Source organism: Paenirhodobacter populi (genome assembly GCF_004022215.1).
In the GTDB taxonomy this organism is placed as follows: Bacteria; Pseudomonadota; Alphaproteobacteria; order Rhodobacterales; family Rhodobacteraceae; genus Rhodobacter; species Rhodobacter populi.
In genome coordinates this window covers 67,050-80,398 of the sequence record NZ_SAUZ01000005.1, presented here as the reverse complement: position 1 = coordinate 80,398, position 13,349 = coordinate 67,050, and the positions used below count along the sequence as shown (strand labels likewise).

The window sequence follows — 13,349 nt, the reverse complement described above, 5'->3', positions numbered from 1 at the left end:
TCCATAAATATCCCGGGGGTGAGGGCCGAAGGCCCGAGGGGGCAGCGCCCCCTTGCCACCCCTCCGCCGGCGCGCGATCTCCGGCTTTGAAAAATGCCCTGAATTTCCCCTGGGGAGCCGGGAAAAGCGGCCTTCCGGTGGGATGCGGCCGTGGCTGCGCCGGGCGCAGATGCAAAGAGGGGGCGCGAAGCCCCCTCTTTCCGGTTCATCATGCGCGACGATCAGTGGACGCTGACCGGCGCCATGTCGTTCTGGCGCGCCAGCGCGAAGGCCATCCAGCGGTCCTTCACCAGCGCGAGCCGATCGCCGTTCGGCGCATGGACCGCGTAAAGATGGTCCAGTCCGCCCAGTTGCGTCTGCACTTCCTGCGGAAGATCGCTCACCGCCACGGGACGGACATAGACGATCCGCTCGCCCGTCTGTTCGCCCGCTTCCGTGCCGAAATCATATTCTGCGTTCATCTCAGCCTCCTTGAAACCTGTTGCCTTCAGCGCCGCCGGATCGGAATCGACTGGACCACGGTTTGCGGCATCGCGCGTTTCAGCTCGACATGCAGCAACCCGTTTTCCAGCGCCGCGCCCGACACCTCCACCCCGTCCGCCAGCACGAAACTGCGCTGGAAGGCCCGGGCGGCGATGCCGCGGTGCAGGAAGATCCGTTCCCCCTGATCCTCGGCCTGACGGCCGCGGATCACCAGGGCGCGATCCTCCATGGTGATCGCCAGATCGCCTTCGGCAAAACCCGCCACGGCCAGCGTGATGCGGAAGGCATCGGGGCCGGATTGTTCGATGTTGTAGGGAGGATAGGCATCCGACCCGCTTTTCGCGGTGCGCTCGACCAGCCTTTCAAGCTGATCGAAGCCCAACAGATAGGGATGGGCGCCAAAGCTCAGTTTCGTCATCGGGCAAGTCCTGTGATAGCGACATTGCGGTTTCGGGTCCCGCGCCGGCAGCAACCCGTTGCGATGAATATGGGCAGACGAAACCGCGCCTGCAAGAGGCTCCCGGTGATCGGCTTGCACCGATCTTTCCCGAGCGGGCGCGCCTTCCGCGATCGGCAGGCATTTTCAAGGATGCGGGTTGAGGGTCCGGTGAAGGCGTCGTGCCTGCGAAGGATGGCATCGGTTCCGGTCTTCCGTATGCGCGGGAAACACGGGGCCGGATCCGGCGCATGACCCTTTGACGGGGCCACCCGATGCCTCGGGGACCGCAGGGACAGGTTTCAAAACGAAATCCCGGGCGCGGGCGGAGGGGGGCAAGGGGGCCAGCCCCCTCGCGCGTGTCCTGCGCATTCGGCGGGACATCCTTCCACTGGAAGGATGTCTGATCCGCCTCATCCCGGGATATTTTCGGAAAGATGAATGGAAGAAGAGAGGAGATGCCGCGGATCGTCCTGACCCGCTCCTTGAACCCGTCCGCCTCAGCCCATGCGTTCGGAGGCGTAGGAGCCGGGCGATGCGGGGAAGACGACGGTCTTGTTGCCGTTGAGGAAGGAGCGGCGGTGGATGTGGGCGTGGATGGCGCGGGCGAGCACCTGGCTTTCCACGTCGCGGCCGAGGGAAACGTAATCGTCGGCCGATTGCGCATGGGTGACGCGGATCGTGTCCTGCTCGATGATCGGGCCTTCGTCGAGGTCGGTGGTGACGTAATGCGAGGTCGCGCCGATCAGCTTCACCCCCCGTTCATAGGCCTGCCGGTAGGGGTTCGCGCCCTTGAACGAGGGCAGGAAGGAATGGTGGATGTTGATGATCCGGCCCGACATCTCGCGGCACATCTCATCCGACAGGACCTGCATGTAGCGCGCCAGAACGATCAGCTCGGCCCCGGTTTCATGCACGATCCGCATCTGTTCGGCCTCGGCCTGCGGCTTGTTCTCTTTCGTCACGCGGATGCAGTAATAGGGGATGTCGTGGTTCACCACGACCTTCTGGTAATCCATGTGGTTCGAGATCACCGCCACGATGTCGATCGGCAGCGCCCCGATCCGCCAGCGATACAAGAGGTCGTTCAGGCAATGGCCGAAGCGCGAGACCATGATGATGACCTTCATCTTGGACGCCTCGTCATGGAATTTCGCCTCCATGTTCAGGCCCTTCGCCGTCGCGGCGAAATCGCCTTCCAGCTCGGCGATTCCCAGCCCCTCTTCCGAGGCGAAGCTGACCCGCATGAAGAACCGCCCCGTGGCGGTGTCGTCGAACTGCGAGCTGTCGGTGATGTTGCATCCCTTCTCGGCCAGATAGCCCGAGATCGCCGCAACGATGCCCCGGCGCGTCGGGCAGGTCACGGTCAGGCAGTATTTCGTCATGTGTCGTCTCCCGATATGTCGATTGGTCCGGCGAAGGCCGGGGATTTCGTTCTGGTCGCGGTTGCGGGTGTCAGGCGGTCAGGCCCTCGGGCTCGGTCAGGCCATGCGCGCGGCAGCAGGCGGTCAGGGTGTTCGCCAGAAGGCAGGCGATGGTCATCGGGCCGACGCCGCCGGGCACCGGGGTGATCGCGCCCGCGACCTCGACCGCCGAGGCGAAGTCCACGTCGCCCACCAGCCGCGTCTTGCCCTCGCCCTTTTCGGGGGCGGGGATGCGGTTGATGCCCACGTCGATCACCGTCGCGCCGGGCTTCACCCAGTCGCCCGGGATCATCCCCGGCCGGCCGACGGCGGCGACGAGGATATCGGCGCGGCGGCAGACTTCGGCGAGGTTCTTCGTGCGCGAATGCGCGATGGTCACGGTGCAGTTGTCCCCGAGCAGGAGCTGCGCCATCGGCTTGCCGACGATGTTCGAGCGCCCCACCACCACGGCGTCGAGCCCGCTCAGATCCCCCAGCCGGTCGCGCAGCATCATCAGGCAGCCAAGCGGTGTGCAGGGCACCATCGCCTTCTGCCCCGTGCCCAGAAGCCCGACGTTCGAGATGTGGAACCCGTCCACATCCTTCGCCGGATCGATCGCATTGATCACCAGATCGGCGTTCAGATGTTTCGGCAGCGGCAGCTGCACGAGGATCCCGTGCACCGCAGGGTCGGCATTCAGCCGTTCGATCAGCGCCAGCAAGTCCCCTTCCGAGGTCTCGGCCGGCAGCTTGTGTTCATAGCTGTTCATGCCGACTTCGACCGTCTGTCGGCCCTTGTTGCGCACATAGACCGCGGAGGCCGGATCCTCGCCGACCAGCACCACCGCAAGACCGGGGGTGATGCCGCTTTCCTCTTTCAGCCGCGTCACATGTTCCGCGACCCGCGCCCGGATCCCCGCCGCGAAAGCCTTTCCGTCAATGATCGTCGCTGTCATTCCAACACCTCTTCCAAGCGCCCGGCGGCGGTTCCGATCGCATGCCACAGCGACGCCGCCGAGGACCGCATGCCCAGAATCGCCAGCCGGTCCTCGGCCCGACGGATCACGAAGACGGACATATGTTCAAGCCCCGTCCGTGTCGCACGCCCCGGCCCGAAGGATGCCACGTCGATATTCACCAGTTTCTCCAGCAGGTTGAGGATGGGGGTCGCGCCTTTTGACGAGGTGATTTCATAGCAGACCCAGCCGTCGGTCTGTTCCGTCACCGAACAACCGGGGGCGTGAACCGTCAGATCCCTGGCGAAATCCTCTTCGGCGCGACCCTCGGCCTCGATCATCCACTGGTTCGGGCCGGTCCAGAAGGCCGCGATCCCCTGCCCCGCGGCCCACAGGCCCGGCTCGGGCAGTTGCACGCCAAAGGGGCATGGCGCCACCGCCCCCCGGCCCAGCGCCAGCGAGGCAAGCGCCAACGCCGGATGTTCGGTAACCGTCAGCGCCCCCCGTGTCAGGACCATCGGCGCCGTCTGGCCAAGCGCGGTGAGAGGGGTAAGATCAGGCACGGAGGCGTCCTCCTTCAGGATCGACGAAATGCGGCGACACGACACGCAGGGCGATCTCCTGCCCCTGCAACGGATTGGCGGCGGTGATCACCTCGCCCATCCGGTTTGCGCCATTTTCCAGAAAGCCCAGCCCGATCGCGGATCCGACATGCGGCGAATGACAGGCCGAGGTGATCCAGCCCTGATCGGTCCAGGTGTTGCGGGCGGCCCCGGCGGCGAACAGATGCGATCCGGCGACGACCGGATCCCCGGCATCGACGGGTTGCAGCCCGACCAGGACGCGGGTTTCCGCCTCCAGCCCCTCGCGGCGCGACAGCACCGCCCCGATCGAATCCTTCTTCACCGATACCATCCGCCCCATGCCCAGCATCCGCGCCGTGGTCTGGCCGTTCAGTTCATTGCCCGCCGCGTGACCCTTTTCGATCCGGAGCACGCCAAGCGCCTCGGTCCCGTAGGGGGTGGCGCCCAGATCCGCACCCAGATCGACCAGCCGCGCCATCAGCGCATTGCCGTAACGGGCAGGCACCGCGATTTCATAGGCCAGTTCGCCCGAGAAGGAAATGCGGAACAGCCGCGCCCGGATGCCGCCGCAGATCGTCAGATCCGCGCAGGCCATGAAGGGGAAAGCGGCGTTCGACAGGTCGACCCCGTCCACCACCCGTTCCAGCAGCGCGCGCGCCTGCGGCCCGGCGACGGACAGCTGCGCCCAGGCGTCGGTCGTCGAGATGAGCTGCACGTCCAGATCCGGCCAGAGGCACTGGCGGCAGAACTCCATATGCCGGTAGATCGTCCCGGCATGGGCGGTGGTGGTGGTGACGACGTAGTGATCCTCGGCCAGACGGGCGCAGGTGCCGTCATCCCAGGCAAAGCCGTCCTCGCGCAGCATCAGCCCGTAGCGGACCATGCCCACCTTCAGGCTGGCCATCGCGTTGCAGTAGATCCGATCGAGGAAGGCCCCCGCGTCGGCGCCCTGCACATCGACCTTGCCGAGCGTCGTCACATCGCAGATGCCGACGCCCCTGCGGGTGGCCAGCACCTCGCGGTCGACCGTCTGGCGCCACTCCGTCTCGCCGGGGCGGGGGAAGTATTGCGCCCGCATCCATTGGCCCACCTCGACGAAGGCGGCGCCCCGCGACGCGGCCCATTCATGCGTGGGCGTCAGCCGGCGCGGGCGGAAATGTTCGCCCGAATCGCCGCCGCCAAGCGCCGCGATCGGCACAGCCGTATAGGGCGGGCGGAAGATCGTCGTGCCGGTCTCGGGGATCGCCTTGCCCGTCAGCTCCGCCATCACGGCCAGTGCGGTGACATTTGCCGTCTTGCCCTGATCCGTCGCCATGCCAAGCGTGGTCCAGCGTTTCAGATGCTCGACGGGCCGCATGTTTTCCTGATAGGCCAGCCCGATGTCCTTGACGGTCACGTCGTTCTGGAAATCGACCCAGGCGCGCCCCTCGCCCGGCACATGCCACAGAGGCGTCAGGGTCTGCGCCGCGTCCTCGGCCCTTGGCAGGTCGGGCAGCGTCGCGGCGAAGCCCAGATCGGACAGCGCCGCCGCCGCGACCCGCGCGCCCGAAGCCAGCGCACCCGCCGTCGAGCCTTCGCCCGCCGCCGCCCCCGCCGCCGTCAGGCCGGGCGGCCCGCCCGCCGGCGCCGGCACGAAGGCGTGCAGCACCTCGGACCAGACCGGCCGGCCGCGATGGTGCGAGGCCAGATGGACATTCGGGTTCCAGCCCCCCGAAACCCCAAGTGCGCCGCATTCGATCCAGGTTTCCCGCCCGTCCCGCGCCACCGCGATGCGGTTCAGGCCAAGGCGCCCGCGGCTGTCCGACACGACGGCCCCGGCGAACAGCGGATAATCCCCCTGCGCGCGCACGTCCGGGCGGCTGTCGATCACCGCCGCGATCCCCACGCCCTTCGCCATCAGGTCGAGCGCGGTGCGGTGCCCGTCGTCATTGTTGGTGAAGACCGCGACGCGGTCGGCGGGGCAGACGGCCCAACGGTTGGCATAGGCGCGCAGCGCGCCGGCCAGCATGATCCCCGGCCGGTCGTTGTTGCGAAACGGGATATGCCGCTCGGTCGCGCCGGCGGCCAGCACGATCCGCTTTGCCGTGATGCGCCACAATGTCTGGCGCACGCCCCTGGGCACGGCCAGATGGTCGGACACTCGTTCGAGCGCACCGTAGATGCCGTGGTCGAAAGCGCCCCAGACGGTGGTGCGGCGCAGGATCCGCACATTGGGCAGGGCGTCCAGCTCGGCCTCCGCCGCGGCGACCCAGTCCGTCGCGGGGGCATCGTTCAGGCTGTGGCTTTCGGCCAGCAGCCGCCCGCCCAGCCGGAAATCCTCATCCGCGAGGATCACCCGCGCCCCGGCGCGCCCCGCCGTCAGCGCCGCCGCCAGCCCCGCCGCGCCGCCGCCGATCACCAGCAGGTCGCAATGCAGAAAGCCCTTGTCGTAGCTGTCCGGGTCCGGCAGCCCGGTCAGGCTGCCCAAGCCCGCCGCCTTGCGGATCATCGGCTCATACAGCCTTTCCCAGAACGCCTTCGGCCACATGAAGGTCTTGTAGTAGAACCCCGCCGCGAAGAACGGCGCCAGCAGGTCGTTCACCGCGAGCCAGTCGAAGGACAGCGAGCCCTTGCGGTTCTGGCTTTTCGCCACAAGGCCGTCGTAAAGCTCGGCCACCGTGGCGCGGGTGTTCGGTTCCTGCCGCGCGCCCCCGCGCAGTTCGACCAGCGCGTTCGGCTCTTCCGACCCGGCCGAGACGGGGCCGCGCGGGCGGTGGTATTTGAAGCTGCGCCCCATCAGCCGCACGTCATTGGCGAACAGCGCCGAGGCCAGCGTGTCGCCCGGATGGCCGGTGTAGCCCCTGCCGTCGAAGCTGAAGGAGAGGGTTTTCGTGCGGTCGATCAGGCCGCCGGACAGCCGGGCCATCGCGCGCCTCCCTTCAGCGCCACATCGCGGGCGAGTTCGGCGCCAAGGATTTCATGCGTGGTGGTGTCGCGCGTCACGACCAGCCACGAGCGGTCGCCCTGTTCGTGGAACCACAGTTCCCGATGCACGCCCGCCGGATTGTCGCGCAGATAGGCATAGTCGAAAAAGGCCCTGTCGGCGCCTTCGGCCATGCCGTCGGGACGGTTCAGCAGGGATGCGTCGCCAAGATAGGTGAATTCCTGCGCATCGCGCAGGCCAAGCAGGGGATGGGGGATCAGCATGTTTTGCCTCAGTGCAGGTTCGGGGTCGCACCGACACCCTTTTCATCGATCACATAACCGCGCTCGAACCGGTCGAGCCGCATCAGCCGCGCCGTTTCATGCGGCGTGTCGGTCGCCAGCAGATGCGCGAAGCAATAGCCCGAGGCCCGGCGTCGCCTTGAACCCGCCGTAGCACCAGCCCGCGTTCAGGTAGAGCCCCTCGATGGGCGTCCGGTCGATGATCGGCGTGCCGTCCATCGACATGTCCATGATGCCGCCCCATGTGCGCAACAGCCGCGCCCGCCCGATCATCGGCATCAGCGCCATGCCGCTCTCGGCCACGTCCTCGATCACCGGCAGGTTGCCGCGTTGGGCGTAGCTGTTGTAGCCGTCGATGTCGCCGCCAAAGACCAGACCGCCCTTGTCCGACTGGCTGACGTAGAAATGCCCGGCGCCGAAGGTGATGACGCCCGGAATGACCGGCTTCAGCCCCTCCGACACGAAGGCCTGCAAAACGTGGCTTTCGATCGGCAGACGCATCCCCGCCATGCCCATGACCTTGCCGGACATGCCGGCAACGGCGACGCCGACCTTGCGGGCGCCGATGTAGCCGCGCGAGGTTTCGACCCCGAGCACGCGGCCGTTCTCGATGCGGAATCCGGTGACCTCGCAGTTCTGGATCAGGTCGACGCCCTTCTGGTCGGCGCCCCGCGCATAGCCCCAAGCGACGCCGTCATGGCGCGCGGTGCCGGCGCGACGCTGCATCAGGCCGCCCTTGATCGGGAAGCGGGCATTGTCGAAGTTCAGGAACGGGCACATCCCGCGCACCTGTTCGCGGCTCAGCAGTTCCGCATCCGCCCCCGCCAGCAACATCGCATTGCCCCGGCGGCGATAGGCGTCGCGCTGGCCGTCGCTGTGGATCAGGTTGACGATGCCGCGCTGGCTGACCATGGCGTTGAAGTTGAACGCCTGTTCCAGCCCCTCCCACAGCTTCATCGACAGCTCGTAGAACGGCTCGTTCCCCGGCAGCAGGTAGTTGGAGCGGATGATCGTGGTGTTCCGCCCGATGTTCCCCTGCCCCAGCCAGCCGCGTTCCAGCACCGCAATCCGCGCCTGCCTGAACGTGTTCGACAGGTAATAGGCGGTCGAAAGCCCGTGCCCGCCGCCGCCGATGATGATGTAGTCATATTCGGGCTTGGGCTCGGGGTTGCGCCATAACGGCCCCCAGCCCTTGTGGCCCGTCAGGGCCTCGGCCACGACTTTGAAAGCGGAGAAACGCACCTTCGGCATCCTTCGTCAGATCTTGCGAGAGGCAGGTTACATCACTGCGGCGCGGCATTTTTGCACGCAGGCGCCAGTTTCTTGCCCGCAGGCGCCGCAGCGGCTAGTTTCGCCGAAACGGACGGAGCCGAACATGCCCGACATGCCCGCCGCACCGCAGCACGACACCTCCCCGCCGCGGGTCATCGCCTTCGTGCTGACGCCCGGCTATGCGCTGATGTCTCTCGCCTCGGCGGTGGAGCCGCTGCGCGCGGCCAATCTGCTGGCGGGGCGCGAACTCTACCGCATCCGCTTTCTGTCGGCGGGCGGGGGGTTCGCCGCCTCGACGGCGGGCGGCGGCTTCCCCTGCGAGAATCTGACTGCCGCGACGGCGGATTTCGACATCGCCTTCGTCGTCGCGGGCGGAAATCCGCTGCGCTACGAGGATCCGGCGCTGGCGCGGGCGCTGCGCGGGCTTCACGCCCGCAAGGTGCCGCTTGGCGGGATTTCGGGCGGCGCGGCGATCCTTGCGCGGCACGGGCTGATGGCGAACCGCCGCTTTACCGTCCACTGGCTGCATATCGACGCCTTGCAGGAACTGCACCCCGATCTGGCGGTCGAACGCGCGCTGTTCGTGATCGACCGCGACCGCTTCACCTGCGCGGGCGGCGTCGCGGCGATGGACATGATGTGCGCGATCATCGCCGCCCGGCATGGCGCCGATTTCGCCCGTTCGGTCAGCGACTGGTTCATCCATCCGCGCCTGCGCGCGGCGGGCGAGCCGCAGCAGCTCGACCCGGCGCGGCGCTACAACCTGCACCACCCCGTGCTGGAATCCGTGGTGGGCATGATGTCGAGCCACCTAGCCGATCCGCTCTCGCCCGCGCAGCTGGCGCAGCTGTCCGGCGCCAGCCTGCGGCAGTTGCAGCGCCTGTTCCGCGATCATCTGGACCGTCCGATGATGCAGTTCTACCGCGAGCTGCGGCTCGACAAGGCCGAGGAGTTGCTGGAACAAAGCTCGCTCGGCATTCTCGACATCGCGCTGTCGACGGGTTTTTCCAGCGTGGCGCATTTCACCCGCGGTTTCGCCGCCCGCTTCGGCGAGCCCCCCGCCCGGCGGCGGCGCAAGATCCGTGGCGGCTGACTCCGTGATGGCTGGGATATTCGATCCGGCGCATGATCTTCAGGAGAACTATGAGTTTGATCTGAGTTGCCGGAATCATTACCTTGCAGGGTCTATTGAAGAGGCCCCGACATGCTCAGTTTCCGCCTGCCCCGCTCCAAGACCTTCGACGCGCTGGAAAAGATCGCGCGCGAGCGCATCGTGATTCTCGACGGGGCGATGGGAACGCAGATCCAGAACCTTGGCCTGAGCGAAGAGGATTACGCCGGCCACAGCGGCTGCGCCTGCCATATCCATTCGGACCACCCGCAGAAGGGCAACAACGACCTGCTGATCCTGACCCAGCCACAGGCGATCGAGGATATCCATTACCGCTACGCCATGGCCGGGGCGGATATCGTCGAGACCAATACCTTTTCCTCGACCACCATCGCGCAGGCCGATTACGCGATGGAAGACAAGGTGTTCGAGCTGAACGTCGAGGGCGCGCGGATCGCGCGGCGCGCGATGGACCGGGCGACCGCCGCGGATGGCAGGCCCCGTTTCGTCGCGGGCGCGGTCGGGCCGACGAACCGCACCGCCTCGATCAGTCCGGACGTGAACGATCCGGGCTACCGCGCGGTGACCTTCGACGATCTGCGCATCGCCTATGGCGAACAGGTGCGCGGGCTGATTGCGGGTGGGGCGGATCTGATCCTGATCGAGACGATCTTCGACACGCTGAACGCCAAGGCGGCGATCTTCGCCTGTCTCGAGGCCTTCGCCGAACATGGCGAACGGCTGCCGCTGATGATCTCGGGCACGATCACCGATGCCTCGGGGCGCACGCTGTCGGGGCAGACGCCCACCGCCTTCTGGTATTCGGTCAAACACGCGCAACCCTTCACCGTCGGGCTCAATTGCGCGCTTGGCGCCGCCGCCATGCGCCCGCATCTGAGCGAGTTGGCATCCGTCGCCGATACGCGCATCTGCGCCTATCCGAACGCCGGCCTGCCGAACGCCTTCGGCCAGTATGACGAAGGCCCCGACGACACGGCGAAACAGGTGGCCGATTTCGCCCGCGAGGGGCTGGTGAACGTGGTCGGCGGCTGCTGCGGCACCACGCCCGACCATATCCGCGCCATCGCCGAGGCCGTCCGCCCCTTCGCGCCCCGCCAGATCTGAGGATACGATGAAAGAACACCTGCTGCGGCTTTCGGGGCTCGAACCCTTCACGCTGACCGCCGACATTCCCTTTGTGAACGTGGGCGAACGGACGAACGTCACCGGCTCCGCCCGTTTCCGCAAGCTTATCACCAACCGCGATTACGCCGCCGCGCTGGAAGTCGCGCGCAGTCAGGTGGAAAACGGTGCGCAGGTGATCGATGTCAACATGGACGAGGGGCTGATCGACAGCAAGGCGGCGATGGTCGAGTTCCTCAACCTGGTCGCCGCCGAACCCGATATCGCCCGCGTGCCGGTGATGATCGACAGCTCCAAATGGGAGGTGATCGAGGCTGGGCTGAAATGCGTGCAGGGCAAGCCGATCGTCAATTCGATCAGCCTGAAGGAAGGCGAGGAAGCCTTCATCCACCATGCGACGCTGTGCCTTGCCTATGGCGCGGCGGCGGTGGTCATGGCCTTTGACGAACAGGGGCAGGCCGACAGCTACCAGCGCAAGATCGACATCTGCGCCCGCGCCTACAAGGTGCTGACGGAAAAGGTCGGCTTCCCGCCCGAGGACATCATCTTCGACCCGAACATCTTCGCCATCGCGACGGGGATCGAGGAACACAACAACTACGGCGTCGATTTCATCGAGGCGACCCGCTGGATCCGGCAGAACCTGCCCCATGCCCATATCTCGGGCGGGGTGTCGAACCTGTCGTTCAGCTTCCGCGGCAACGAACCCGTGCGGGAGGCGATGCATGCCGTCTTCCTCTACCACGCCATTCAGGCGGGGATGGACATGGGCATCGTCAACGCCGGGCAGCTGGCCGTCTACGACCAGATCGACCCGGACCTGCGCGAGGCCTGCGAGGATGTGGTGCTGAACCGCACGCCCGAGGCGACGGAACGGATGCTGGAGATCGCCGAACGCTTCAAGGGCGGCGCGCGCGAGGAAAAGGCCCGCGATCTGAGCTGGCGCGAATGGCCGGTGGAAAAGCGGCTGGAACATGCGCTGGTCAACGGCATCACCGAATTCATCGAGGCGGATACCGAAGAGGCGCGCCTTGCCGCGGAACGCCCGCTGCATGTGATCGAAGGCCCGCTGATGGCCGGGATGAACGTGGTCGGCGATCTTTTCGGCGCGGGCAAGATGTTCCTGCCGCAGGTGGTGAAATCCGCGCGCGTCATGAAGCAGGCGGTGGCCGTGCTGCTGCCCTTCATGGAAGAGGAAAAGCGCCTGAATGGCGGGACCGAACGCGAAAGCGCCGGCAAGATCCTGATGGCGACGGTCAAGGGCGACGTCCACGACATCGGCAAGAACATCGTCGGCGTCGTGCTGGCGTGCAACAATTACGAGATCATCGATCTGGGCGTCATGGTACCCTCGCAGAAGATCATCGACGTCGCCCGGGCCGAAAAGGTCGATGCGATCGGCCTGTCGGGGCTCATCACCCCCTCGCTCGACGAAATGGTGCATATGGCGTCCGAGATGGAACGCGAGGGGTTCGACATTCCGCTGCTGATCGGCGGGGCGACGACCTCGCGGGTGCATACGGCGGTGAAGATCGCACCGCGCTACACCCACAGTCAGGCGGTCTATGTGACGGATGCCAGCCGCGCCGTGGGCGTGGTGGGGGAACTGCTCAGCCCGGAACGGAAGGTCGCCTACATCGACCAGATCCGCGCCGAATACAAGGACGTGGCCGAGCGCCACGAACGCGCCGAGGCCGCCAAGCGCCGCCTTGCCATCGCCGAGGCGCGGCGCAACGCCTACAAGGTGGACTGGTCCGGCTATTCGGTCCCGGCACCTGGCTTCACCGGTTGCCGCGCGATCGCGGACTGGGATCTGGCGGAAATCGCGCGCTACATCGACTGGACCCCGTTCTTCCAGACATGGGAGCTGAAGGGCGTCTTCCCGCGTATCCTCGACGACGAAAAGCAGGGCGCGGCGGCGCGGCAGCTCTATGAGGACGCGCAGGCGATGCTGGCGCGGATCATCGCCGAGAAATGGTTCCACCCCCGCGCCGCGGTGGGCTTCTGGCCGGCGAATACGGTGGGCGACGATATCGTCCTGTATTCCGGCGAGGACCGGGTGCATCCCCTCGCCACGCTGCACACCCTGCGCCAGCAGACGATGAAGCGCGACGGGCGGCCGAACGTGGCGCTGTCGGATTTCGTCGCGCCCGAGGGCACGGTGAAGGATTGGGTCGGCGCCTTCGTGGTGACGGCAGGCCCGGAGGAGGCCGAGATCGCCGCCCGCTACGAACGCGCGAACGACGATTACGCCGCGATCATGGTCAAGGCGCTGGCCGACCGCTTCGCCGAGGCGATGGCGGAACTGCTGCATGAACGGGTGCGCAAGGACTACTGGGGCTATGCGGCGGACGAGACCTTCGCCCCCACCGATCTGGTGGGCGAGCCCTATCGCGGCATCCGCCCGGCGCCAGGCTATCCGGCCCAGCCCGACCATACGGAAAAGGTGACGCTGTTCAAACTGCTCGACGCCGAGGCGACGACGGGCGTGACGCTGACCGAAAGCATGGCGATGTGGCCGGGATCGTCGGTGTCGGGCATCTACATCGGCCATCCGGAGGCCTATTACTTCGGCGTCGCCAAGGTCGAGCGCGATCAGGTCGCGGATTACGCACGGCGCAAGGGCATGACCGTCGAAGAGGCGGAACGCTGGCTCGCGCCGATCCTCAACTATACGCCCGGCCAGACCGAAGCCGCGTAATCCGGCGGACACCTGCCGCCGCTTGCGGCGTCAGGTGGCTGCACATAGGTCAACGCC

The 13,349-nt window shown here is 66.7% G+C and carries 10 protein-coding genes and 1 pseudogene; 3 read left to right on the top strand and 8 right to left on the bottom strand.

The genetic code is table 11. The annotated features are described in order from the left end of the window. Nucleotides 1-221: 221 nt before the first annotated feature. The 8 genes and pseudogenes from D2T30_RS06180 to D2T30_RS06145 form a co-directional block, all read right to left on the bottom strand. On the bottom strand, nt 222-461 hold the full coding sequence (locus D2T30_RS06180; RefSeq protein ID WP_128183186.1) for a DUF1150 family protein: 240 nt from the start codon (nt 459-461) through the stop codon (nt 222-224). Nucleotides 462-487: 26 nt separating this feature from the next. Then, complete coding sequence (locus D2T30_RS06175) at nt 488-901, bottom strand: Hsp20 family protein (RefSeq protein ID WP_128183188.1); 414 nt, start codon at nt 899-901, stop codon at nt 488-490. A gap of 518 nt (nt 902-1,419) precedes the next feature. Further along, the gene (gene purU, locus D2T30_RS06170; RefSeq protein WP_128208178.1) at nt 1,420-2,304 is read right to left on the bottom strand and encodes a formyltetrahydrofolate deformylase; all 885 of its coding nucleotides are present in this window, start codon (nt 2,302-2,304) and stop codon (nt 1,420-1,422) included. A 70-nt stretch (nt 2,305-2,374) separates the two neighbouring features. Next, a complete protein-coding gene (folD, locus tag D2T30_RS06165) occupies nt 2,375-3,277 on the bottom strand; it encodes a bifunctional methylenetetrahydrofolate dehydrogenase/methenyltetrahydrofolate cyclohydrolase FolD (protein ID WP_128208177.1) in 903 nt (300 codons plus the stop codon). After that, nucleotides 3,274-3,840, bottom strand: coding sequence for a sarcosine oxidase subunit gamma (locus tag D2T30_RS06160; RefSeq protein ID WP_206612874.1), 567 nt, complete (start codon nt 3,838-3,840; stop codon nt 3,274-3,276). Before D2T30_RS06160 ends, folD begins: the two co-directional genes overlap by 4 nt. Beyond that, entirely contained in the window at nt 3,833-6,766 is a 2,934-nt protein-coding gene (locus D2T30_RS06155) for a sarcosine oxidase subunit alpha family protein (RefSeq protein WP_128208176.1), read from the bottom strand. The genes D2T30_RS06160 and D2T30_RS06155 overlap by 8 nt, the downstream gene beginning before the upstream one ends. Next, the gene (locus D2T30_RS06150; protein WP_128208175.1) at nt 6,742-7,047 is read right to left on the bottom strand and encodes a sarcosine oxidase subunit delta; all 306 of its coding nucleotides are present in this window, start codon (nt 7,045-7,047) and stop codon (nt 6,742-6,744) included. Before D2T30_RS06150 ends, D2T30_RS06155 begins: the two co-directional genes overlap by 25 nt. Before the next feature lie 8 nt (nt 7,048-7,055). Beyond that, a pseudogene (locus D2T30_RS06145) lies at nt 7,056-8,307 on the bottom strand (sarcosine oxidase subunit beta family protein). 133 nt (nt 8,308-8,440) lie between these two features. Between D2T30_RS06145 and D2T30_RS06140 the strand changes: the two are divergent. The 3 genes from D2T30_RS06140 (at nt 8,441) to metH (ending at nt 13,292) form a co-directional block, all read left to right on the top strand. Then, the gene (locus tag D2T30_RS06140) at nt 8,441-9,430 is read left to right on the top strand and encodes a GlxA family transcriptional regulator (RefSeq protein ID WP_241651214.1); all 990 of its coding nucleotides are present in this window, start codon (nt 8,441-8,443) and stop codon (nt 9,428-9,430) included. Between the two features lie 111 nt (nt 9,431-9,541). Then, nucleotides 9,542-10,573 carry a homocysteine S-methyltransferase family protein gene (locus tag D2T30_RS06135; protein ID WP_128208174.1) on the top strand — a complete coding sequence of 344 codons (1,032 nt, stop codon included), beginning with the start codon at nt 9,542-9,544 and terminating at the stop codon, nt 10,571-10,573. A gap of 7 nt (nt 10,574-10,580) precedes the next feature. Next, on the top strand, nt 10,581-13,292 hold the full coding sequence (gene metH / locus D2T30_RS06130) for a methionine synthase (RefSeq protein ID WP_128208173.1): 2,712 nt from the start codon (nt 10,581-10,583) through the stop codon (nt 13,290-13,292). The last annotated feature ends 57 nt before the right edge of the window (nt 13,293-13,349 follow it).

What these genes read in the sequence shown, in the direction of transcription:
- D2T30_RS06140 (WP_241651214.1), top strand. Translation starts at nt 8,441, where the DNA reads ATGCCCGACATGCCCGCCGCACCGCAGCACGACACCTCCCCGCCGCGG.
- folD (WP_128208177.1), bottom strand. Translation starts at nt 3,277, where the DNA reads ATGACAGCGACGATCATTGACGGAAAGGCTTTCGCGGCGGGGATCCGG.
- D2T30_RS06180 (WP_128183186.1), bottom strand. Translation starts at nt 461, where the DNA reads ATGAACGCAGAATATGATTTCGGCACGGAAGCGGGCGAACAGACGGGC.
- purU (WP_128208178.1), bottom strand. Translation starts at nt 2,304, where the DNA reads ATGACGAAATACTGCCTGACCGTGACCTGCCCGACGCGCCGGGGCATC.
- D2T30_RS06175 (WP_128183188.1), bottom strand. Translation starts at nt 901, where the DNA reads ATGACGAAACTGAGCTTTGGCGCCCATCCCTATCTGTTGGGCTTCGAT.
- D2T30_RS06155 (WP_128208176.1), bottom strand. Translation starts at nt 6,766, where the DNA reads ATGGCCCGGCTGTCCGGCGGCCTGATCGACCGCACGAAAACCCTCTCC.
- metH (WP_128208173.1), top strand. Translation starts at nt 10,581, where the DNA reads ATGAAAGAACACCTGCTGCGGCTTTCGGGGCTCGAACCCTTCACGCTG.
- D2T30_RS06150 (WP_128208175.1), bottom strand. Translation starts at nt 7,047, where the DNA reads ATGCTGATCCCCCATCCCCTGCTTGGCCTGCGCGATGCGCAGGAATTC.
- D2T30_RS06135 (WP_128208174.1), top strand. Translation starts at nt 9,542, where the DNA reads ATGCTCAGTTTCCGCCTGCCCCGCTCCAAGACCTTCGACGCGCTGGAA.